Genomic DNA, 21,255 nt, shown 5'->3' on the forward strand with positions numbered 1-21,255 from the left:
CAACCAATGCCATTCGCGAGCAAGTCCCTATCTCGCTAGAGATGTGCAGCGCTTCGTCAAGGCAGTCCTATGTCGTTGCAGCACTGCTCATACTCGCGGCTGCAAGCAGATCTGGGGCAATCTCCAGAAACTCGACCAATGCTTGCTGCGCCGGTGATAGTTCGGCCAAACCGGAAGGAACTTCTGGCTCCAGCATGCCATCTTGCAAAGCATCCCCAGCGGCCAACCACCCTAGATACAGAGGCCGCAAATCGCCACGCATCAACTCATCACGCAAGAGAATCAACCTACGCATCCAACCACTACCATCGTCTTCGGCAAAACGGTCATAATCTTCGCTTTCTTCCAGCGTTCAACCGAAGATCCTGTGTTGATCGCTGGATTCAATCGACAGCGCGGGCGAACGTGCGAAAAGATCCAGCTCTGCCTTGCGGAAAACAGCAGTGGTTGGTGTAACCGCTGGGAGTAATGAGGGCTCAAACTCGTAGAACTGATATTCGCTCATGGGACTGGCATCCTGTTGGTCTTGTCTGACTTGGCAGGCACGCAACCTTCTGCGTCAGGAAGTGACATCGCTTTTTGGTTTAAAACGGCGCCGGAAGCCCTACACTGGCAATTCCAGATTCCGTTCTTCATCCGCGATAACTCTATATCCCATAGCGTGATACCCACGCCGCCGCCTTTCCCACATGCGCAGCAATGAGGGATGCCCAGGATCGATGAAGTCGATGATGCGTACATGCTGTTTGCCCGCCTGCTCTCGATGCAGGCGGCCGGCATACTGTTGTAACGTACCTTTCCAAGATATTGGCATCGCCAACACCAGGGTATCGAGCGGCGGATGGTCAAAGCCTTCGCCGATCAATCTGCCACTGGCAAGCAGCACCCGCGGGACATCGGATTCCAAGGCTACCAAGGCGGAAATCACGCTGGCCCGCTGTCGCTTCGATTGACGGCCATGCAGCACAAACAGGGGCTGGACGCGACCTGCCAGAACGGTGTGCAACATGTCGAGATGGTCGGTCCGTTCGGTCAGGACGAGTATCTTGCCTCCTTCCTGGAAGACGCGCACGATCTCGTTGGCGATACTGGCTGTGCGCGCTTCATCGACAGCAAGCTGGCGGAATATTTCCTGGATGGCGGCATTGTCTGTAAACGATGTTTGCACCGGCAAATAGCGCGGCACGACTTCCAGCATTCGCGGTGCCCCAGTGGGCCTGGCAGCCGTATGGCGAATAGGGCCACATTGCATAAGCAGGATAGGCTGACGTCCATCGCGCCGGATCGGCGTGGCTGTGAGCCCCAACACATGGCGGGCACTAACACGCTTGAGTATCGCTTCAAATGCCCAACACATGGCGGGCACTAACACGCTTGAGTATCGCTTCAAATGAGATCGCCGATAAGTGGTGACATTCGTCGACGATTACATGCCCGTAATTTTCCACAATGGCATTGGTTTCGCCGTGACGATGCAATGACTGCATAACGGCGATATCGATTCGACCGGTTGGCTTAGATTTTCCGCCGCCGATGACGCCCACCATCTCCTCGCCGCCATCGAGAAAGGTCTGCAGACGTTCCTGCCACTGCCTGAGCAATTCAGTTCGATGGACCAACACCAACGTGTTGACTCCACGGCGTGCAATCAACGCAGCAGCAGTAACAGTCTTGCCGAAGGCGGTTGGCGCACACAGGATACCGATATCGAAGCGAAGCATCGTCCTGACCGCATTCTCTTGATCGTCGCGAAGCTGGCCGACAAACATGGCCTCCAGGCGCTGACCGGCATAGCGTTCGTCTTGCAGTTCTTGGACAATACCGTTCTCGCGCAGCAACTCGCAAACGGCATCGAAGCAGCCGCGAGGCAGAGCAATATGGCGAGGAAAATTCTCGGCACAACCGATCAGGCGAGGTTTGTTCCAGACCTGCAGACGCAGGGCCTGGGCCTGGTGGAATTCGGGATTGGCGAAGGCGGCGAGGCGAATGAGCCGATTGGTCAGCGCCTGCGGAAGCGCGTCCTTCTCAATGTAGATGTAGTTGGCCAAGGTTAGCCTAACTGAGGCTGGCATGGGTCCAGCAAGATGCTGTCTGCTAATCGCCGAGCGCCTCCACGGTTCATGCAAGTCTTCATCGCTAGCGAAGGTGACATCAAGTGGGTGTGAACCACCTGTGGCGCGCAGGATAGTGGACTCAATGGCCTGCGGCGCCATTGACTGCATTGAGGCGAGGAATGCCCATTGGTCGATATATGGCTGCAGGGCATCGTCCACGAACACGCTCGCCCCACGTTCGCGTGGAATCTTCTGTAGCGGCAGGGCAATCAGGTTACCGAAGCCTCCCTTAGGCAGGGTATCCTGGTTGGGAAACAGGCGATCGTAAGAGCGGAGTTTCAATTGCCGCGTGCGAGCGCAGGTATGGCTGATTAGGGCCGAGCCCAGCCGACGCGCATCGCGTGCCGGGACGAGGCCGGAGAAAAAAATCCAGGCATGGGCACCACTGCCAGAGCGAGATATCTCCAGCGCTACAGGGACATTCAACTCGCGGCAGGATTGAACAAAGGCCCTGGCATCTTCACGCCAGTCTGCCTCGTCGAAATCCACAGCGAGCAGTTGACAACTATCGTCGACCTGTAGTGGGTAGAGACCAATAGTATGCCGTCCCGCCAGGTGGTCGAAGAGAACCTGATCGGTCAATGGCAACAGCAGCCTATGCTCGCAGTCGGCGCATTTGACACGAGGTTTCTCACAGATGCCAGGGCGCCACTCATTCGCACAGGCCGGTGCGTAGCCGCTCTTGCCAGCCTTGCTTTCCCAACGAATGGGATAAACATCGGTGCGACCATGAAACAGTCGCCGAAAGAGAGCGACCTTTTCATCAGTAGTGAGGGACGAACTCGGAAGGGACGTGCGAACTGGCACAGGCACTTTCCAAGCGATGCCATGTGCTTCGAGCAACCCGACCAAGCGGGCGTTCTCAGCGCGGAGAAGGGTTAGTTCGTCACTGTGTCCAGTCATTTGCGTGGCTACGAGGGCATGTTAAGGCATGCCCCAGAGAGTTCAGCGCAACTCATACCAAGTCCCACGGCCACCGCCATGCTGAGCCAGATGCCCTTGCTCCACCAGCATCCGAAAGTGCTGCTTGAGCGTATTGCGGCTGCCGTCAGTCAGGCGAATCGCTTCGGCCATGGTGATGCGACCATGCTCGCGGGCGAACTCAACGATTTTCAATGCCAGGTCCGGTAGTTTGGCCAGCACCAACTTCTCGCGCTCAACCTTGCGTTCCAGTCGACGCATTTGTTGCGATAGTGCCCGCAGGAAAAACACCAACCAGGGCTGCCAGTTCGGCGTTTCAGTGCGGATGCTGCCCTGGGTTTGTCGCAACGCTAGATAGTAGGCCTCCTTGTTCTGCTCGATCACGCTTTCGAGCGAACTGTATGGGATATAGGCATAACCCGCTTGCAACAACAGCAAGCTGGTCAACACTCGACTCAGGCGACCGTTGCCGTCCTGAAACGGATGGATCTCCAGGAACACCACTCCCCAGATACCGATCAACAACAGCGGATGCAGACGTCCAGCGCGTCGTTCCTCGTTGTACCACGCGATGAGTTCGGTCATGAGGCGCGGCGTATCGAACGGCGTGGCGGTTTCGAACACCACGCCTAGCGGCTTGCCGTCTTCGTCAAATGCGGCCACATTGTTGACGGTTGTCTTGTAGTGGCCCCGGTGCCAGGCGTCCTTATTGCTGTGGATCAGCAAGTCCCGATGCAACTGGCGAACATGGTTCTCGGTCAACGTGATCTCCTGCCAGGAGGAGAACACCAGTTCCATGACCTCGGCGTAACCCGCCACTTCCTGTTCGTCACGGGTCTCGAACGACTTGATCTGCAAATTTGAAAGCAGACGTTCGACGTCTCGATCCGACAGTCTGCTGCCCTCGATCCGGGTCGAGGAACCGATGCTCTCGATAGTGGCAACCCGCCGCAGTGCAGATAAGCGGTCAGGCGCCAGCGTGCCCAAGGCACGCCACGCGCCCTTGAACTCGTCTATGCCTGCAACTAGGCCGAGGATCTCGGGAGTGATCAAAAGAGAATCTGTACGGATCATGCGCACCAATAATATACCCATTTACACCCAAAGCATTTCCCTCGAACTGTTTTCTCACCCATTTACACCCTTTTTTGGCAGGGAGCCATTCCGGATGCGCATCACTTAAGGGCAGGCACTCGTGCTGAAAGACGAAGACGGCATCCGCGCCGTGCAGGCGCTGGCTCGCGAAGCGGACTGCATGCTGTCGGACAACGTGTCGATCCAGGCCCCGAAAATATATGAATAATTACTCGCTTATTTCTCACGAAGCCCACATCGGAGTTCCATCCCGTACATCCTATTTCCACCACCTTCCAGTTTCCACCATCTTTCCTGCGCCAATCTTCATTGCCACTCCAATGCCAAACTCTAAATATGAGCTTTTGCTTACACTTATTCTTCAAGCTATTTCATCAGAAAAAAGCGCCAATCAGGCATCCTTTATCTTGTCGGCCGGCAACGGCGCGGCCCTCAACGCTTCCCGCGCAATTCGATTGCTCGCCAGCGATTTCGCATACACCGAATCCGGCCGGATGCGTTGCGCGATCACGAAGCCGGTGATGCACGCCAGCATCAGCGGCAACATCACCTCATAGCTCAACGTCATCTCGAAGATCATCAAGATCGACATCAGCGGCGCATAGGTCGTGGCCGCCAGCAGCGCCCCCATGCCGACCACCGCATAACTCGACACCGCCGACAGGTCGCCAGCGGGAAACAACGCATGCAGGCCGGAGCCATACAGGGCCCCGACCGCCGCGCCCACGAACAGGGTCGGCGTGAACACGCCGCCGATCGCGCCGGAGCCAACGCTGGCGCCGGTGGCCACGATCTTGAACAGCAGGATCGCCGCCACCGCCTGCCAGGCCCATTCGGTATGCAACATGCTGTTGACCACGCTGTAGCCGTTGCCCCAGACCTCGGGCTTGAACACCGACAGGGCACCGACCACCAGTCCGCCCAGCGCCATCTTGGCCCACAGCGGCAGGGTCAGGCGGCGAAACAGCGCCTTCGACCCATCGAGAAACCGCAGGAATTGCGGCGCCACCATCCCGGCGATCAGGCCCAGCCCCAGGTAATTGACCACTTCCCAGCCCGACACGAACTCGAATGGCGGCATATGAAAGACCGCGTCGTAGTGCAGGATCTGACGCGTCACGATGTTGGCGACCACCGATGACACCACCAGCGGCACCAGGGTCGCCGACGAAATGGCGCCGTAGACGATCTCGGAAATGAACAGCGCGCCGGCGATCGGCGCGTTGTAGGCGGCCGTGATCCCCGCGGTGGCGCCGCAGGCCACCAGCAGCCGCAAATGCCGAGGCGGCAGGACCAGGTAGCGGCCCGACAGCGACGAGAACATCGCCGCCAACTGCACCATCGGCCCCTCACGGCCGATCGATGCGCCCGAACCAATTGAAAACAAAGAAGAAATGCTGCGCGCCACGGTCTGGCGAAAACCGATCACGCCGCGGCCGATGGCAATCGCTTCCATGTAGTCGGCGGCCCCTCGCGGCGGCAGGCGCCGGGCGGCCGCCTGCAGGATCAACCCCGCGATCGCGCCCCCGGCCGCCGGCAGCAGAAACCGTTCCCAGAGCGACATCCCGCGCGCCAGCGACACCATGCCGTGCGGCGAATCGACCCCGCCCAGCACCATCTGGATCCAGCCCAGCAATTCCCGAAAGATCACCGTCGCCAGCGCGCCGGCCAGTCCCATCAGCGCGGCCGCGCACAGGGTCGCGGGCAGGTTGTCGGCCAGCAAATGGCCCCTCAGCCAGGTCGCCCAGGCCGGTTTTTTGATTCTGAGTTGTCGTGCCATGGGCGGAATTCTACGGCGGAAATCTGCTCACTTTTTGTTCAGCACAACGTCAACCGCACGGGGGCGCCACCCCTCACGTGGCCAATTCCAGCTGCGCCTCCAGGGGCTTTTACGGGCCTGGAAAGGGGCGAAAACCAGGGTAGGCAAGGGGCGTTTTTTCGGGGTAAAAGTGCCGCTTCCCGACCCGGTTCGGCAGAAAAGGGCTGTGGATAACTCCTAAGGCGGCAGGTTGTGCACATTGTGTGGAGGCAAGTTGAACAAGCGGGGGTTTTCGACCGGGTCCGAAATCTTGTCCAACTTCGACTCTTTTCCCACACAGAGTTCTTGCACAGCCAAAAACGCTCGCAACCTGATGAAAAAAAACAGGTTTCCAAGGTTAAGGTAGTTATCCACAGGCCTTATTAATCATTAGTCTTTATATAAAGAGAAATACAGGGAAAAGACAAACATGCTTTCTCCTATCTCCCAGCCACGCCCCCCCGGACTCCGTCCATGCGCATCCTTCTCATAGAAGACGAAGCCGAACTTGCTCGCTGGCTCTCAAGAAGCCTGGCCCGGCATGCGGGCTTCGTGGTCGACTGGGCTGACGACGGCCTGGTCGCCGAAAGAAGACTGGCGGTCGAAGAATTCGATGCGGTCATCCTCGACCTGGGACTGCCGGGCATGGATGGCCATACCTTGCTGGCGAAGATTCGCGCGCGAGACGACCGTACGCCGGTGCTGGTCCTGACCGCGCGCGATTCACTGGCCGAAAAAATCGGGACACTTCACGAAGGCGCGGACGATTTCCTGCCGAAACCGTTTGTTGTGGAAGAGTTGGAAGCGCGTTTGATCGCACTGGTACGCCGCAGCCGTGGCCGCGACCATCCGCGACTCACCCTGGGAAACCTGGTTTTCGAGACTTCCGCGCAAAAATTCACGGTCTCCGGACAGGCTTTGCAGTTATCCCCACGTGAACACGCGGTCCTGCGGGTGTTGATCCAGAAAAGCGGCGAACCGATCAACAAGCAGCAGATCCTGGATCGGATCGTGACCGACGATGCCGACATCAACCTCGAGGCCATCGAGGTGCTGGTGCACCGGTTGCGCAAAAAATTGGCGGAAACCGGCGTGCAGATCACCACCATGCGCGGCATGGGCTACTGCCTGGAGAACGCTGTTGACAACTAGTTTTCCGGAAAAAACCCTGGTTTCCAGGAAAAAAAGCCGCAACCGGACCCTGAAAACGCAGTTGCTCTGGTGGTTGATCCCGACCCTGGTGCTGGTGATGGTCGGCGCGCTCTGGCTGTCCAACCACCAGCTGCGAAACCAGGTCGATATCGCCTATGACCGGTCGCTCGCTGGCGCGCTGCGCGCGATCGACCACAACATATCCACAGCCAGCGGTGGATTAGCCATGGAACAGCCCTACCTGATGCTGGAATTTTTCGAGCTGACGGCCAATGGCAGCGTGTTCTACCGCGTGGCCACCGAGGACGGGCTGGCCGAAATCGGCCATCCCGGGCTGCCCATGCCGACCCAGCCGCTGGAATCCGGCGAGGCCCAGTTTTTCTACGCGACCTACCTGGGCACCCCGGTACGGGTCGCCGCGCTGGCGCGGACGATGGATCCGCCGCTCTATGCGAACAAAGGGGGACGGGTTATCGTGCAGGTCGCCGAGGGGCTGCAGAGCCGCCAGGCGTTCCTGCACCAGGTGCTGGTGCGCTCGGTCGAGCGCGACCTGGCCGTGATCCTGATCAGCGTCCTGGTGATCGTCCTGGGGGTTTTCATGGCCCTGCGTCCCCTGCAGCGCCTGAAGCAGGAAGTGGAAAGGCGCTCTGCGGACGATTTAAGCCCCGTCAGCGCGTCGGAGATGCCAGGGGAGGTCCTACCCCTGGTCGCGGCCGTAAACCTCCACATGGCCCGCTACGCGGCTCAGGCGAGGGTCCAGAGCCAGTTCCTGGACGACGCCTCGCATCAGTTGCGTACGCCGCTGTCGGTCTTGCGGACCCAGACCGCGTATGCCTTGCGCGAAACATGCCCCCAGGAGGTCCGTACAGCCCTTCTGGCGATGCAGGAGGGGTTGGACAGGGCCGTACGCACCACCAACCAGATGCTGGCCCTGGCGCGCGCCAAGGACGCTTCCCTGCCCGAAGCCGGTTTCGCGCCCGAACCGGTCGACCTGGCCGAACTGGCCCACGGGGTGATCCGCGGCCTGTTGCCGACCGCCCGCGCCCGTCAGCTGGACATCGGCCTGGACGCCGAAACCGGTCCGGTGGTGGTCAACGGCGCCGACTGGCTGCTGCGGGAGGCGGTCAGCAACCTGGTCGACAACGCCATCCGCTACACCGCCCCCGGGGGCATGGTCACGGTGCAGGTCCGCAACCAGCCCGGCCAGGCCTGGCTGACGGTGGAGGACGACGGTCCCGGCATGTCGGCCGAGGACATCGCCCGCGCCGGCGTGCGTTTTCGCCGCGGCGCCGCCGGCAAGAACAAGCCGGGCGCCGGACTGGGGCTGGCCATCGTCGGCACCATCGCCGAGCTGCTGGGCGCTCGCCTGGTGCTGGAGAACCGGATTCCCGGGCCGGGCCTGCGCGCCTCGCTGGTGTTTTCCCTGAAAACGGCCACGAATGTTGCGTCGCACCCAGAAAACGGCGATTTTTGAAAGCTTTTGGAAAGCTTCGATTTTGTACGGTGGCATCCGCTGGACCCCGGGACCGGCGGAACACCGCCGGGATCGCCAGCCATGCCTAGACCTATAAATTCGGAGACGCAAGAATGCAGACCAGCCTCAAGCTGCGCCTGGCCGCCGTCGCGGCCCTCGGCGCGATCACCCTGTCCCTGGGCGCCGCCCATGCCGCCGACGAGCCGCGCCGCCCCGAGTGCATCGCCCCCGCCCAGCCCGGCGGCGGTTTCGACCTGACCTGCCGCCTGGCCACCGAAGGCCTCAAGCAGAGCGGGGCGCTCAAGAGCGCCATGCGCATCGTCTACATGCCGGGCGGCATCGGCGCCGTGGCCTACAACAACATCGTGGCCCAGCACCCCAACGAGCCCGGCACCATCGTCGCGTTCTCGGGTGGTTCGCTGCTCAACCTGGCGCAAGGCAAGTTCGGCAAGTACAACGTCGACGACGTGCGCTGGCTGGCGGCCATCGGCACCGACTACGGCGTGGCCGTGGTGCGCAACGATTCGCCGTACACCGACCTCAAGGGCCTGATGGAGGCCTTCAAGCAGGATCCGACCAAGATCGTGCTGGGCGCCGGCGGCACCGTGGGCAGCCAGGACTGGATGAAGGCCGCGCTGACCGCCAAGGCGGCCGGGGTCGATTTCAAGAAGATGCGCTTCGTGGCCTTCGAAGGCGGCGGCGAGGCCGTCACCGCGCTGCGCGGCGGCCACATCCAGGCCTACATGGGCGACGCCGCGGAAGCCTTCACCATGCTCGAGGGCGGCGCCCCCATCCGCGTGCTGGCGGTGTTCAACGACCAGCGCCTGCCGGGCAAGCTCGGCACCGTGCCGACCGCGAAAGAGCAGGGCTACGACATCGTCTGGCCCATCATCCGCGGCTTCTACGTGGGCCCGAAGGTGTCGGACGCCGACTACCAGTTCTGGGTCAACGCCTTCAACCGCGTCACCGAGGCGCCCGAGTTCGCCAAGCTGCGCGAACAGCAGGGCCTGTTCCCCTTCAACAAGACGGGCGCCGACCTGGACGCCTACGTGAAGCAACAGGTCAAGCAGTACGCTGAACTGGCCGGCTCCTTCGGCCTGGTCAAGAAGTAGGCCGCCAATCATGAACGATCGAATCCTGGGCATCGCGGCGTTGCTGCTGGCGGCCTTCATGACCTGGGCGGGGTGGGGCATCGAGGCCCCGTTCGCCTACGAACCGGTGGGGCCGCGCGCCTTCCCGATGCTGCTGGCGCTGATCATCGGCCTGTGCGGATTGCGGCTGGCCTACAAGGGCGGCAACACGGTCGAACCCAACCCCGCCGGCGCCAACGGCCGCATCGCGCTGATGGTGGCGTTTGCCGCCGCCTACGCGTTCCTGTTCCAGTGGCTCGGCTTCATCATCGCGACCTCGCTGATGACGGTGTTCGTCGGCCGCCTGTTCGGCGGCGGCTGGGCCAAGTGCGCGCTCGGCGGCGTGGTCATGAGCGTCTTCTTCTTCGTGTTGTTCGACAAGGTGCTGGACGTGGTCCTGCCCGGTGGTCTGCTGGAGAACCTGATATGAGCGGAATCCTCGATCATCTGTCGATCGGCTTTGGCGTCGCGCTGTCGTGGAACAACATCCTGGTGGCCGCGATCGGCTCGTTCTTCGGCACCATGGTGGGCGTGCTGCCGGGCCTGGGGCCCATCAACGGCGTGGCGATGCTGATCCCGATCGCCTTCGCCATGAACCTGCCGCCCGAGACCGCGCTGATCCTGCTGGCGGCGGTGTACGTGGGCGCGGAATACGGCGGCCGCATCACCTCGATCCTGCTGAACGTGCCGGGCGAGGCCAGCGCCATCATGACCACGCTGGACGGCTATCCGCTGGCGCGCCAGGGCCTGGCCAACGTCGCGTTGTCGCTGTCGGCGTGGTCCGCCTTCTTCGGCGCGATCGTGTCGGTGGTGGGCATCATCCTGCTGGCGCCGCTGCTGGCCAAATGGGCCTTGGCATTCGGTCCGGCCGAGTACTTCGTGCTGATGATCTTCGCCTTCTGCTGCCTCACCAGCCTACTCGGCAAGCAACCCATCAAGGGTGTGCTGGCGGCCATGATCGGCTTGTCGATCTCGGTCATCGGCGTGGATGCGAACTCGGGCGTATACCGCTATACCTTCGACTCCGTGCACCTGGCCGATGGCATCGATTTCGTGGTCGTGGTGATCGCGCTGTTCGCGGTCAGCGAGATGCTGGAGATGCTTGAAAAAGTGATGGCGGGCCACAGCGTCGAGGTCAAGCCCAGCGGCCGCAAGCTGTTCAACCTGAAGGAATTGGCCTTCACCTGGTGGAGCGTGGTGCGCAGCGCGCTGGTCGGCTTCGGCGTCGGCGTATTGCCGGGCGCTGGCGCCAGCGTGGCCGCGGCCGTGGCCTACTCGCAGGAAAAACGCATCATCGAAGCCAAGGATCCGGACGCCAAGTTCGGCAAGGGCGACATGCGCGGCCTGGTCGCGCCGGAAGCCGCCGCCACGTCGTCGGCGATCGGTTCGTTCGTGCCGATGCTGACGCTGGGCGTGCCGGGCTCGGGCACCACCGCGGTGATGATGGGGGCGCTGACGCTCTACAACATCACGCCGGGCCCGGTGCTGTTCGACACCAAGCCGGAACTGGTGTGGGGCCTGATCGCGTCGCTGTTCGTGGCCAACGTGCTGTTGTTCGTCATGAACGTGCCGATGGTGCGGCTGTTCTCGAAGGTGCTGTCGGTGCCGGGCTGGCTGATGGTGCCGGGCATCCTGTGCATCAGCTACATCGGCGTGTATGCCATCAACGCCGGCACGTTCGATCTGCTGCTGGTGACGGGCATTGGCGCGATCGGCTACTTCCTGCGCAAGTTCGGCGTGCCGATGGCGCCGCTGGTGCTGGGCGTGGTGCTGGGCAACATGATGGAACAGAACCTGCGCCGCGCTTTGTCGATGACCGACGGCAACGTGTCGGTGCTGTTCGCCAGCCCCGTCGCCATCACGTTGTGGACCGCCGCGATCGCCGTGGTGGTGGTGCCGCAGATCCTGCGCCGCGTGCGCCGGGCCAGGAAGGTTGCCGCCGAACCGGTGTGACGGGTTCCGCGCCGCGGCGCTCCTTTCTTTATCGCCGTATTTGTGGTCGAGACAAAAGAAAAGCGCCCCATCGGGGCGCGTTGTCTTGATGCGTGCGTCGCGTCGTCAGACCTGTGCCAGGCGCTCCAGCGCGGCATCGAGCGTGGCGTCTTTCTTGGCGAAGCAGAAGCGCACGATGCGATGGTTCGATTCGGCCGCGTCGGGCTTCTGGTAGAAGGCCGAAACGGGAATCACCGTGACGCCGTGGCGCACCGTCAGGTCGCGCGCGAAGTCCGCTTCGTTCTGCTTGGAGATTTCGCTGTAGTCGGCCAGCAGGAAGAACGTGCCGGGGCTGGGCAGCGGCTTGAAACGCGTCTTGGCCAGGCCTTGCGACAGGCGGTCGCGCTTGGCCTGGTAGAACGCCGGCAGCTCCAGGTAGGGCTTGGGATCGCGCATGAATTCGGCCAGCGCGAATTGCATCGGCGAGGGCACCGTGAACACCATGAACTGGTGCACCTTGCGCAGCTCGGCGCTGAGCTGGCGCGGCGCGCAGCAGTAGCCGATCTTCCAGCCGGTGGTGTGATAGGTCTTGCCGAACGACGAGATCACGAACGCGTGCTCCGCCAGCAGCGGGCGGCGCGCGATGCTGGCGTGCGGCTTGCCGTCGAACACGATGTGTTCGTAGACCTCGTCCGACACCAGCAGCACGCCGGTGTCGCGCACGATGGCTTCGAGCGCGTCCAGGTCGCTGTCGTCCAGCACCGCCCCGGTGGGGTTGTGCGGGAAGTTCAGCATCAGCAGCCGGGTCTTGGACGTGATGGCGTCGCGCACGCGCTGCCAGTCGATGCGGTAGTAAGGATCCTCGGCGGTGGGCGCGCGCAGCGGCACCGGCACCGCGGTGCCGCCGGCCAGGCGGATGGCCGGCAGGTAGGAGTCGTAGCAGGGCTCGATGACGACGACTTCGTCGCCGCTGTTGACCGCGGCCAGCACGGTGGCCATCAGCGCCTCGGTGGCGCCGCTGGTGACGGTGATCTCGGTTTCCGGATCGTAGGCGCGGCCATACAGGGCCTGCGTCTTGGCGGCGATGGCTTCGCGCAGCGGCGCTACGCCGGGCATGTAGGGATATTGGTTATGGCCGTCGGCCATGGCCTTGCTGACCAGCGCGCACAGCGCGGGATCGGGATCGAAGTCCGGAAAGCCCTGGCCCAGGTTGATGGCCTTGTGCTCGATGGCCAGGCGGCTCATCACGGTGAAGATGGTGGTGCCGACGTCGGGAAGTTTGGATCGGATCATGGTGGACGCGAAGTGGAACGCTGGGTGTGCAAGAGAGTTTTCGTAAGTATCCCACTAACTCATAATTCGGTTTTCTCATGAGCTTATTGGCGTGGGCGGTATCGTGGTTCAAAACATGTTGTGGAGGGTCGTCGGCGGCCTGGCGATCGCGTTGACGGGCGCCTTGCTGGCGCTGTGGATGCATTTGCCGTTGCCGTGGATGCTGGGCGCGTTGCTGCTGACGGCGGCGGTGCGGATCGCGGGCGGCGGCACGGTCTGCCCGCGGCCGGCGCGCAATGCCGGGCAGTGGGTCATCGGCACGTCGCTGGGCCTGTATTTCACGCCGCAGGTGATCGGGCACATCGGTAGCAATGCCGGTCCCATCATCGTCGGCATGCTGTTCGCGCTGGGGCTGGCGTTCATCGGCACGGCCATCCTGCGGCGCTACACCGATGCCGATTTCAAGACGGCGTGGTTCTCGTCGGCCATGGGCGGCGCCAGCGAAATGGCCAGCCTGGCGGAACGCCATGGCGCCCGTATCGACCGCGTGGCGACGGCGCACAGCGTGCGCGTGTTGCTGGTGGTGGTGACGGTGCCGTTCATTTTCCAGTGGTGGGGTGTCGCGGGCATCGACCCGACGGTGCCCGGGCCCAGAACCGTGCATGGTGCCGGTCTGGCCGCGCTGGTGGCGCTGACCTGCGTTGGCGGCCTGTGCTTCATGAAGCTGCGCCTGCCCAATCCGTGGGTGCTGGGGCCGATGCTGGTGGCGATGATCCTGACGGCCAGCAGCATCGAATTGTCGGCGTTGCCGGATTTCGTGCCGAAGATCGGCCAGCTCTTCATCGGCTGGTCGCTGGGGGATCGTTATCGGCCGGACTTTTTCCGCGCGGCGCCGCGCTTCATCGCGGCGGTGGCGGTGTTCACGGTGATCGCGTTGGCCCTGGCGTTCGGCCTGGGCGCGTTGTTGTCGTTGTGGTCCGCGGCGCCGGTGCCGACGCTGATCCTGGGCACTACGCCGGGCGGCATCGCGGAGATGGCGATCACCGCCAAGGTGCTGCAGCTGGGCGTGCCGGTGGTGACCGCATTCCACGTATCGCGCATGGTGTTCGTGGTGATCGTGACGGGTCCGATGTACGCGTTTCTGGCGCGGCGGCAGGCAAATTCCGCGTAGCGGTACTGGCGTTCCAGTCAGAAAAATACGACATTGGGGAAAACAACTATATGAGTCTGTAATGCGGGATGAGTATGCTGGTTCCGCAGTTGATTCAAGCAGCGCGCGGACTTGTTCTGCCGCTTTTGCGGCATGCGAGAACGCAGCAGCAACGCAGGTATCCCTACCGGTCGTTCAGTTCTCACGGCGTCCTTGATTCATTGCATTTCGTTAATTACAGGACGCTAGGAAAATGGCTCAGAAGGGCAAAGTCAAGTGGTTCAACGCTGACAAGGGTTACGGTTTCATTACGCCGGATGCCGGTGGCACCGACGTTTTCGCACACTTTTCCGCCATCCAGGGCCGCGGCTATCGCAGCCTGAACGAAGGGCAGGAAGTCGAATTCGAAGTCAAGGATGGTCCGAAAGGACCTCAAGCGGCCGAAATTCGCCCGCTCTAAATCGGGAAATCCCAATTTCCCGTCCGCCAGGCTTGGCCTGGCTACAACGCCCCAGTACCTCGCGGTCTGGGGCGTTGTTTCATTTGCGGCGTGGGTTTCCATGGCCCGTTCTCGCCATGATGTTAGTGATTACTAACATATCCTCGAGCGTTGGATAAGTTTGTGGATAATTATTTTCGGGCATGTGCATTGCGCTGCGCAGTAATGAAGCACACCGCTTTTGCGCGAGGTAGTTTTGCACAATTTCTGGAAAGATCGATCGACGTGGAATCGTGATTCACATGTCATCGTTGCGCCCCTTCCTGCCAGGGCGCGCTTCATGAGAAACAGCGTGTTTCCCTAGGAAAACCGGGCGCTTACGGCGTTTTCTCGCATGCATGGCGGCGCTGAATCCGGTGCGGGCGGGGAAGCATTGATGCTCGTCATGACGCATTTTTGTCCTTTCGCGCCGTGGTTGTTCACAAAGATATCCCCATCCCGGTTATGCACAGAATGACACCTTGGATAGCCAAAAGGTGGGTGCTCAGCCTGTGGATAGAAATGGGGATAGCGAGTCGAAAACCGGGTTTTCCGGATCGGCCGGCGGCGTGCTGTCGTCGGCTTTTGCATCGGACCGCCTGGCTGTGGATTTCATGTGAAGGCGAATTCTCGCCGGGATTTTCCGCCAACGAGTTTTCCACAGTTGGCGGCGAGTTGGCCGTGGGGATGGAAGCGTGTCAGCCGAATGGATGATGGCGCGAAGCTTCCAGGACGGGCAAGATGATTGTCCGATCAAGCGTCCTGCCACGACTTGTGCACAGCCGCGCGATGCGAACCGGCGGCACGGGATAAATATGTGAATAAGGTGCTGGCTTCCGCTTAAGGCGCGGTTGGACTTTTGACCGGGTTTGAAGTTCCCCGTGAAGTCGCGGCAATGTCCCACCTGCGCGGCCGGAGCAAAGACAGATTTGTTTTTCCGCGGCGACTTTGGGATTCGGGTTTTGGCGGCGCTTATCGAATCGATAGCGGCAGCTTATCCACAATCTTTTCCACCGTTTTTTCTCCCTCTTTCTGTATCGTCCCGGGTATACCTGGCGGGCAGATCGCAGACGTTGCAGGCATGGCAATTTCGCGCTTGTGGCCTGCCTTTCCCAGGTAGCGCGTTGTGAATTTGTGCGCTTTCCGCAATCTGGGTAATTCCCCCTCGGGTCACCTCGGGCCCGCATTTTCCACTTCTTGCGTCCGTCGCCTCTCCGAGTTATCCCCAAAGTTGTTCCACGTGAAACCCAGGCCATGGGAGGCGTTCATGGCTGTGGATGGCTTTGTGCATAAAGTGCGAGCGGGCTGGCGTTGCTCTGGCGTTCCGCGTGAACTCGATTTCCATTCACACCATTTCCGGGCGATGTACTTGCGGGTCCCGACTTGTGGCTGTTGATCGACGTGATGGATTTTTCATAGGGGCTTAGTGTTTCAGCTGAATGACGGGAGATATTCAAGGCGGATAGCTGCGAATGCGATGGTGAAGATTGTGAGATTCAGGGCACGCAAGTTGAATTGAATCGACGTGCTGTTTCACGTGGAACAGGAAAATGATGATGTTTTGGGGATAGGGGTAGGGTAGGGGTGGTAAAAAGCTTTTTTTCTGCATGAACCCAGGCTCCGCTCCGTTGAGCTACGGGAGTCTCGTTCCTCCCTTATCGGGCAGGCTTGAGGGGAATCCAGAAGATGAAGTGCTTGCTTCCGTGGCATTTTCAATGCGATGGGTTTCCCGGGATTGATGAGCTTCTCGCTATGTTTCACGTGAAACAGCTATCGGTGTTCGGTCCGGTAGCTGGTTGGAGCACCGAATCTAAGGTTCAGGTGCGGCATGTTTCACGTGAAACATCGAATCAAAGCACCGGTCTTTTGAGTTGCAGCTTTGTTCGCCAGCTTGCTAGGGGGCATGTATCCTTGGCCGACGGTGCGCTATGAAGCGATGTTTCACGTGAAACATTGGCAGTTATCGAGGGTGAAGTAGGGCAACCGATGAGGGGTGGACTATCGATGCATCGGCAGTTGCCTGACCGGAATCCCCGTACTGGCCGAGTTGGAAATCCTTCATACGTGGCTCACCCCCCCTCACATGTTTCACGTGAAACATCAGGCAGTCATGTAGCGAGTGCTAGGGCAGGGGAGACTTCAGGCGACGAGAGCCTAGTCTCAGCTCAGGCCAGGATGTCTTTGATGAACGGTATTGGACACTGCAACTGGCCCGGCAGTCTGCCATGTTTCACGTGAAACATCGCCCCGACTCACCGTGGGTATCAGGTGTTCCACGTGAAACATCACCCGCTAACAGCGGCAGATGCCGACATATTCAAACGCCGATCCACCCTTCCTCGTTGCCAATCTGCACACGAGGGCAAGTGTTACTGCCTCCATTGCTGCACCGAACCATGTTTCACGTGAAACATGCACACCCTGCCTCTATAATGAGCACCGAACGCTCTCTTATCTCCCCATCATGGATTATCCCCGCGAATTCGATGTCATCGTCGTCGGTGGCGGCCACGCCGGTACCGAAGCGGCGCTGGCTGCGGCACGTACTGGTGCCCAGACGCTGCTGCTGACTCACAACATCGAGACCCTAGGCCAAATGTCCTGCAATCCCTCCATCGGCGGGATTGGCAAGGGCCATCTCGTCAAAGAAGTCGATGCCCTTGGCGGTGCCATGGCACTGGCGACGGACGAGGCGGGGATTCAGTTTCGTATCCTGAACGGCTCCAAGGGCCCGGCCGTGCGCGCTACCCGCGCGCAGGCGGACCGGGTGCTGTACCGCAAGGCCATCCGTGGCCGCCTGGAGAACCAGCCCAACCTCTGGTTGTTCCAGCAGGCGGTGGAGGATCTGATGGTGGAGGGCGACCGCGTGGTCGGCGCCGTTACCCAGGTCGGCCTGAAGTTCCGGGCGAAAACGGTGGTCCTGACCGCCGGCACGTTCCTGAACGGCCTGATCCACGTGGGACTGCAGAACTATTCCGGCGGCCGTGCCGGCGATCCCCCGGCCATTTCGCTGGGGCAGCGCCTCAAGGAACTGCAGTTGCCGCAAGGTCGTCTGAAGACCGGCACGCCGCCGCGCATCGACGGCCGCAGCATCAACTACAGCATCCTGGAAGAGCAGCCGGGCGACCTGGATCCGATTCCGGTGTTCTCGTACATGGGCAACGTGGCCATGCACCCGCGGCAGCTGCCGTGCTGGATCACGCACACCAACGCCCACACCCACGACATCATCCGCGGCGGCCTGGACCGCTCGCCGATGTACAGCGGCGTCATCGAGGGTGTTGGCCCGCGCTACTGCCCGTCGATCGAAGACAAGATCCATCGCTTCGCCGACAAGGAATCGCACCAGGTCTTCCTGGAGCCCGAAGGGCTGGACACGCACGAGGTCTATCCGAACGGCGTTTCCACCAGCCTGCCTTTCGATGTGCAGCTGGACCTGATCCATTCCTTGCCCGGCCTGGAGAACGCGCACATCCTGCGCCCCGGCTACGCCATCGAATACGACTACTTCGATCCACGTGGATTGAAGAGCACGCTGGAAACCAAGGCGATCTCCGGTCTGTACTTCGCCGGCCAGATCAACGGCACCACCGGCTACGAAGAAGCCGCGGCCCAAGGCCTGCTGGCCGGAGTCAACGCCGCCCTGTCGTCGCTCGGCCGCGACCCCTGGACGCCGCGGCGCGACGAGGCCTACCTCGGTGTGCTGGTGGACGACCTCGTCACCCGCGGCGTGACCGAGCCGTACCGCATGTTCACCTCGCGCGCCGAATACCGCCTGAGCCTGCGCGAAGACAACGCCGACCTGCGCCTCACCGAGATCGGCCGCCAGCTCGGCATCGTCGACGACGCCCGCTGGGATGCCTTCAACCGCAAGCGCGACGCCGTCGCGGCCGAGGTCGAGCGCCTGAAATCGTCGTGGGTCAATCCGCGCGTGCTGCCGCTGGAAGTGGCCGAACCGCTGCTGGGCAAGGCGATCGAACGTGAGTACTCACTTGCAGACCTGCTGAAACGGCCCAATGTTTCCTATGAAGCGCTGATGGCCGCCCGCAACACCGACGGCACGCTGCTGGCCGGTCCGGGCGTGGTCGAGGACGAAGTCCTGGCCGAACAGGTCGAGATCCAGGTCAAGTACGCCGGCTACATCGCCCGCCAGCAAGACGAAGTACAGAAACAGATCGCGCACGAACAGCAGCCGATTCCGGCCGACGTCGACTACGACGCCGTGACCAGCCTGTCGTTCGAAGTGCGCCAGAAACTCAAGACGCATCGCCCCGAGACCATCGGCCAGGCCGCCCGTATTTCTGGCGTGACGCCGGCGGCGATCTCGCTGCTCCTGATCCACCTGAAGCGCCTGCACTACGGCTCGCGCAAGCAAGCCGCATGAGCGCCCATCCCCAACCGGCCGGCGCGGACATGGCCGGCCGCCTCTCGCATGCCTTCGAGCAACTCGGACTGCAGGCGGATGCCGCCGCGGCCGCCAAGCTGCTCGACTACCTGGCGCAGATGCAGCGCTGGAACCGGACCTACAACCTGACCGCCATCCGCGATCCGCAACAGATGCTGGTGCAGCATCTGTTCGACAGCCTGGCCGCCGTGGGACCGTTCAGCGAAGCGCTGGGCGCGCCCGGCACGCCGGCCAAGGTCTACGACGTCGGCTCCGGCGGCGGACTGCCTGGCGTCGTCCTGGCGGTCATGCGGCCCGAGTGGTCGGTGACCTGCATCGACGCCGTTGAAAAGAAAACCGCATTCGTCCGGCAGATGAGCGGCGCGCTGGCGCTGCCCAACCTGCAGGCGCGCCACGCGCGCATCGAAACACTGGAACCCGCCGGCTGCAACATTGTGACGTCGCGCGCATTCGCCTCCTTGGAGGATTTTGCGATGCTCGCGGGCAGACATGTGGACAACGGTGGTACCCTCGTCGCCATGAAGGGCAAGGTCCCGGATGATGAAATCCAGGCGCTGCATGCGCGTGGGGAATGGCAAGTCGACCATATTCAGCCGCTCCGTGTGCCGGAGCTGCAAGCAGAACGCTGCCTGATCTGGATGCGCCGCAGTCAAGGAACCCTATGAAGAACTTACCCCCCAGCTCGACCGCCCGCGTTTTCTGCATCGCCAACCAGAAGGGCGGTGTCGGCAAGACGACCACCGCCATCAATCTGGCGGCCGGGCTGGCCACGCACAAGCAACGCGTGCTGCTGGTGGACCTGGACCCGCAAGGCAACGCCACCATGGGCAGCGGCATCGACAAGAATTCGCTCGAGTCGAATCTGTACCAGGTGCTGATCGGCGAAGCCACCATCGAGCAGGCGCGCGTGCGCTCCGAGTCGGGCGGCTACGACGTGCTGCCCGCCAACCGCGAACTGTCCGGCGCCGAGATCGACCTGGTGCAGATGGATGAACGCGAGCGCCAGCTCAAGGCCGCCCTCGACACGGTCGGCAGCCAGTACGACTTCGTGCTGATCGATTGCCCGCCGACGCTGTCGCTGCTGACGCTGAACGGCCTGGCCGCGGCGCATGGCGTCATCATTCCGATGCAGTGCGAGTACTTCGCGCTCGAAGGCTTGTCCGACCTGGTCAACACGATCAAGCGCGTGCACCGCAATATCAACGACGACCTGCGCGTCATCGGTCTGCTGCGCGTGATGTTCGATCCGCGCATGACCCTGCAGCAGCAGGTGTCGGCGCAGCTCGAATCGCACTTCGGCGACAAGGTCTTCAAGACCGTGGTGCCGCGCAACGTGCGCCTGGCCGAAGCGCCCAGCTACGGCATGCCCGGCGTGGTGTACGACCGTGCCTCGCGTGGCGCGCAGGCGTACATCTCTTTTGGCGCCGAAATGATCGAGCGCGTTCGCGAACTCAACAAGTAAGCCGCCCGCATGTCCGCCGTCACGCGCCTGTCCCCGGACTCCCCCCATACCCGCACGCCGCCCGTCGACGTGCGGGACGGGCTGCGCGTGCGGCTGGAAGAGGCCGCGCTCAATGCCACCGCGGTGCGCGCGCAGGTGCTCTACGACGGCTGGCTGGTGCGTTTCGCGCCGTCGTCCGCCAAACGGGTACGCAGCATCAATGTGCTGGGGTTATCCACACGTCCGCTCGATGAGCGGCTGGCGTATTGTTCAACGTTGTACGCGCGCCATGGCTTGCCCATGGTGCTGCGCCTGACCTCCATCGGCCCCGATTTCGCCCTGGATGCCGAACTGGCGTCGCGGGGCTACCTCCTCACCGAAGAGACCCGAGTCATGAGCATGCCGCTCGCTCCCAGGCTGGCCGCCCGGGGCGATCTGCTTTTCAGGACAGTGGACGCTGCCCGCTTCGCGGCGGCGGTCGGACGCATGCGCGATTCCCGGCCCGAGCATGTCGCCGAGCATCAGTCGCGCCTGGAGGGACTGGCTGTGGATATCTCGCCGGTGCTGGCGTTCGACGCCGCCGGCGAATGCGTGGCGGGCGGCATGGCCGTGCGGGATGGCGATCTCGCGGGGCTGTTCGATATCGTGACGGACCCCGCGCAGCGGCGCAAGGGCCATGCCGCGATGTTGGTCGAGCATCTGCTGGCCGTGTGCGTCGAAGACGGCGCCACCACGGCCTATCTGCAGGTGGAGCCGCAAAACACCGCCGCGCGCGCTTTGTATGGCCGCTACGGTTTCAAAGACTGTTATGCGTATTGGTACCGCCTGCCCGCCGAGCAGGCGGCCGCCTGAGCTCCGCTCGGGATACCAAAAACAGAAGGAAAGAGGATTTA

Annotated in this window: 17 protein-coding genes; 11 read left to right on the forward strand and 6 right to left on the reverse strand. The window is 62.0% G+C overall.

The genetic code is table 11. The features are described from left to right. Positions 1-352: 352 nt before the first annotated feature. The 5 genes from I6I07_RS07410 to I6I07_RS07425 all read right to left on the reverse strand — a co-directional run bounded on the left by I6I07_RS07410 (position 353) and on the right by I6I07_RS07425 (position 5,910). The gene (locus I6I07_RS07410) at positions 353-505 is read right to left on the reverse strand and encodes a hypothetical protein (protein WP_198486181.1); all 153 of its coding nucleotides are present in this window, start codon (positions 503-505) and stop codon (positions 353-355) included. Positions 506-604: 99 nt separating this feature from the next. Continuing rightward, complete coding sequence (locus I6I07_RS31860) at positions 605-1,198, reverse strand: DEAD/DEAH box helicase (protein WP_332840429.1); 594 nt, start codon at positions 1,196-1,198, stop codon at positions 605-607. Between the two features lie 142 nt (positions 1,199-1,340). Then, the gene (locus tag I6I07_RS31865) at positions 1,341-3,017 is read right to left on the reverse strand and encodes a TOTE conflict system archaeo-eukaryotic primase domain-containing protein (RefSeq protein WP_420094567.1); all 1,677 of its coding nucleotides are present in this window, start codon (positions 3,015-3,017) and stop codon (positions 1,341-1,343) included. Between the two features lie 42 nt (positions 3,018-3,059). After that, the gene (locus tag I6I07_RS07420) at positions 3,060-4,109 is read right to left on the reverse strand and encodes a Fic family protein (RefSeq protein ID WP_198486182.1); all 1,050 of its coding nucleotides are present in this window, start codon (positions 4,107-4,109) and stop codon (positions 3,060-3,062) included. A gap of 412 nt (positions 4,110-4,521) precedes the next feature. Beyond that, positions 4,522-5,910 carry a ClcB-like voltage-gated chloride channel protein gene (locus tag I6I07_RS07425; protein WP_198486183.1) on the reverse strand — a complete coding sequence of 463 codons (1,389 nt, stop codon included), beginning with the start codon at positions 5,908-5,910 and terminating at the stop codon, positions 4,522-4,524. 492 nt (positions 5,911-6,402) lie between these two features. Between I6I07_RS07425 and I6I07_RS07430 the strand changes: the two genes are divergently transcribed. From I6I07_RS07430 to I6I07_RS07450, 5 genes are all read left to right on the forward strand, one after another. Then, entirely contained in the window at positions 6,403-7,080 is a 678-nt protein-coding gene (locus I6I07_RS07430; protein WP_054504523.1) for a response regulator, read from the forward strand. A 97-nt stretch (positions 7,081-7,177) separates the two neighbouring features. Continuing rightward, positions 7,178-8,554 carry a sensor histidine kinase gene (locus tag I6I07_RS07435; RefSeq protein ID WP_232626106.1) on the forward strand — a complete coding sequence of 459 codons (1,377 nt, stop codon included), beginning with the start codon at positions 7,178-7,180 and terminating at the stop codon, positions 8,552-8,554. A gap of 113 nt (positions 8,555-8,667) precedes the next feature. Next, positions 8,668-9,666, forward strand: a complete 999-nt coding sequence (locus tag I6I07_RS07440) for a Bug family tripartite tricarboxylate transporter substrate binding protein (RefSeq protein ID WP_006392116.1) — start codon at positions 8,668-8,670, stop codon at positions 9,664-9,666. A 10-nt stretch (positions 9,667-9,676) separates the two neighbouring features. Then, positions 9,677-10,114 (forward strand): tripartite tricarboxylate transporter TctB family protein, encoded by a 438-nt coding sequence (locus tag I6I07_RS07445; protein WP_198486185.1) that lies wholly within the window; start codon positions 9,677-9,679, stop codon positions 10,112-10,114. Further along, positions 10,111-11,637, forward strand: a complete 1,527-nt coding sequence (locus I6I07_RS07450) for a tripartite tricarboxylate transporter permease (RefSeq protein ID WP_198486186.1) — start codon at positions 10,111-10,113, stop codon at positions 11,635-11,637. Before I6I07_RS07445 ends, I6I07_RS07450 begins: the two co-directional genes overlap by 4 nt. 105 nt (positions 11,638-11,742) lie before the next feature. Here I6I07_RS07450 and I6I07_RS07455 read toward each other — a convergent pair whose 3' ends face one another. After that, positions 11,743-12,909 carry a pyridoxal phosphate-dependent aminotransferase gene (locus tag I6I07_RS07455; RefSeq protein ID WP_054430992.1) on the reverse strand — a complete coding sequence of 389 codons (1,167 nt, stop codon included), beginning with the start codon at positions 12,907-12,909 and terminating at the stop codon, positions 11,743-11,745. Between the two features lie 115 nt (positions 12,910-13,024). Between I6I07_RS07455 and I6I07_RS07460 the strand changes: the two genes are divergently transcribed. The 6 genes from I6I07_RS07460 to I6I07_RS07485 all read left to right on the forward strand — a co-directional run bounded on the left by I6I07_RS07460 (position 13,025) and on the right by I6I07_RS07485 (position 21,214). Further along, complete coding sequence (locus tag I6I07_RS07460; protein ID WP_198486187.1) at positions 13,025-14,059, forward strand: AbrB family transcriptional regulator; 1,035 nt, start codon at positions 13,025-13,027, stop codon at positions 14,057-14,059. A gap of 232 nt (positions 14,060-14,291) precedes the next feature. Next, positions 14,292-14,498: a cold-shock protein gene (locus tag I6I07_RS07465; RefSeq protein WP_006389561.1), complete on the forward strand. Its 207-nt coding sequence runs from the start codon at positions 14,292-14,294 to the stop codon at positions 14,496-14,498. A 2,482-nt stretch (positions 14,499-16,980) separates the two neighbouring features. After that, entirely contained in the window at positions 16,981-18,900 is a 1,920-nt protein-coding gene (gene mnmG, locus I6I07_RS07470; protein ID WP_198486188.1) for a tRNA uridine-5-carboxymethylaminomethyl(34) synthesis enzyme MnmG, read from the forward strand. Continuing rightward, entirely contained in the window at positions 18,897-19,586 is a 690-nt protein-coding gene (gene rsmG, locus I6I07_RS07475; RefSeq protein WP_054430986.1) for a 16S rRNA (guanine(527)-N(7))-methyltransferase RsmG, read from the forward strand. The genes mnmG and rsmG overlap by 4 nt, the downstream gene beginning before the upstream one ends. Beyond that, complete coding sequence (locus I6I07_RS07480; protein ID WP_198486189.1) at positions 19,583-20,383, forward strand: ParA family protein; 801 nt, start codon at positions 19,583-19,585, stop codon at positions 20,381-20,383. Before rsmG ends, I6I07_RS07480 begins: the two co-directional genes overlap by 4 nt. A 9-nt stretch (positions 20,384-20,392) precedes the next feature. Next, positions 20,393-21,214, forward strand: coding sequence for a GNAT family N-acetyltransferase (locus tag I6I07_RS07485; protein WP_198486190.1), 822 nt, complete (start codon positions 20,393-20,395; stop codon positions 21,212-21,214). Positions 21,215-21,255: the final 41 nt, after the last annotated feature.

This window comes from Achromobacter deleyi (assembly GCF_016127315.1).
Classification (GTDB): domain Bacteria; phylum Pseudomonadota; class Gammaproteobacteria; order Burkholderiales; family Burkholderiaceae_B; genus Achromobacter; species Achromobacter insuavis_A.

What these genes read in the sequence shown, in the direction of transcription:
- I6I07_RS07460 (WP_198486187.1), top strand. Translation starts at nt 13,025, where the DNA reads ATGTTGTGGAGGGTCGTCGGCGGCCTGGCGATCGCGTTGACGGGCGCC.
- I6I07_RS07425 (WP_198486183.1), bottom strand. Translation starts at nt 5,910, where the DNA reads ATGGCACGACAACTCAGAATCAAAAAACCGGCCTGGGCGACCTGGCTG.
- I6I07_RS07430 (WP_054504523.1), top strand. Translation starts at nt 6,403, where the DNA reads ATGCGCATCCTTCTCATAGAAGACGAAGCCGAACTTGCTCGCTGGCTC.
- I6I07_RS07445 (WP_198486185.1), top strand. Translation starts at nt 9,677, where the DNA reads ATGAACGATCGAATCCTGGGCATCGCGGCGTTGCTGCTGGCGGCCTTC.
- I6I07_RS07465 (WP_006389561.1), top strand. Translation starts at nt 14,292, where the DNA reads ATGGCTCAGAAGGGCAAAGTCAAGTGGTTCAACGCTGACAAGGGTTAC.
- I6I07_RS07450 (WP_198486186.1), top strand. Translation starts at nt 10,111, where the DNA reads ATGAGCGGAATCCTCGATCATCTGTCGATCGGCTTTGGCGTCGCGCTG.
- I6I07_RS07480 (WP_198486189.1), top strand. Translation starts at nt 19,583, where the DNA reads ATGAAGAACTTACCCCCCAGCTCGACCGCCCGCGTTTTCTGCATCGCC.
- I6I07_RS07485 (WP_198486190.1), top strand. Translation starts at nt 20,393, where the DNA reads ATGTCCGCCGTCACGCGCCTGTCCCCGGACTCCCCCCATACCCGCACG.
- I6I07_RS31865 (WP_420094567.1), bottom strand. Translation starts at nt 3,017, where the DNA reads ATGACTGGACACAGTGACGAACTAACCCTTCTCCGCGCTGAGAACGCC.
- rsmG (WP_054430986.1), top strand. Translation starts at nt 18,897, where the DNA reads ATGAGCGCCCATCCCCAACCGGCCGGCGCGGACATGGCCGGCCGCCTC.
- I6I07_RS07410 (WP_198486181.1), bottom strand. Translation starts at nt 505, where the DNA reads ATGAGCGAATATCAGTTCTACGAGTTTGAGCCCTCATTACTCCCAGCG.
- I6I07_RS31860 (WP_332840429.1), bottom strand. Translation starts at nt 1,198, where the DNA reads ATGCTGGAAGTCGTGCCGCGCTATTTGCCGGTGCAAACATCGTTTACA.
- I6I07_RS07435 (WP_232626106.1), top strand. Translation starts at nt 7,178, where the DNA reads ATGGTCGGCGCGCTCTGGCTGTCCAACCACCAGCTGCGAAACCAGGTC.
- I6I07_RS07440 (WP_006392116.1), top strand. Translation starts at nt 8,668, where the DNA reads ATGCAGACCAGCCTCAAGCTGCGCCTGGCCGCCGTCGCGGCCCTCGGC.
- I6I07_RS07455 (WP_054430992.1), bottom strand. Translation starts at nt 12,909, where the DNA reads ATGATCCGATCCAAACTTCCCGACGTCGGCACCACCATCTTCACCGTG.
- I6I07_RS07420 (WP_198486182.1), bottom strand. Translation starts at nt 4,109, where the DNA reads ATGATCCGTACAGATTCTCTTTTGATCACTCCCGAGATCCTCGGCCTA.
- mnmG (WP_198486188.1), top strand. Translation starts at nt 16,981, where the DNA reads ATGGATTATCCCCGCGAATTCGATGTCATCGTCGTCGGTGGCGGCCAC.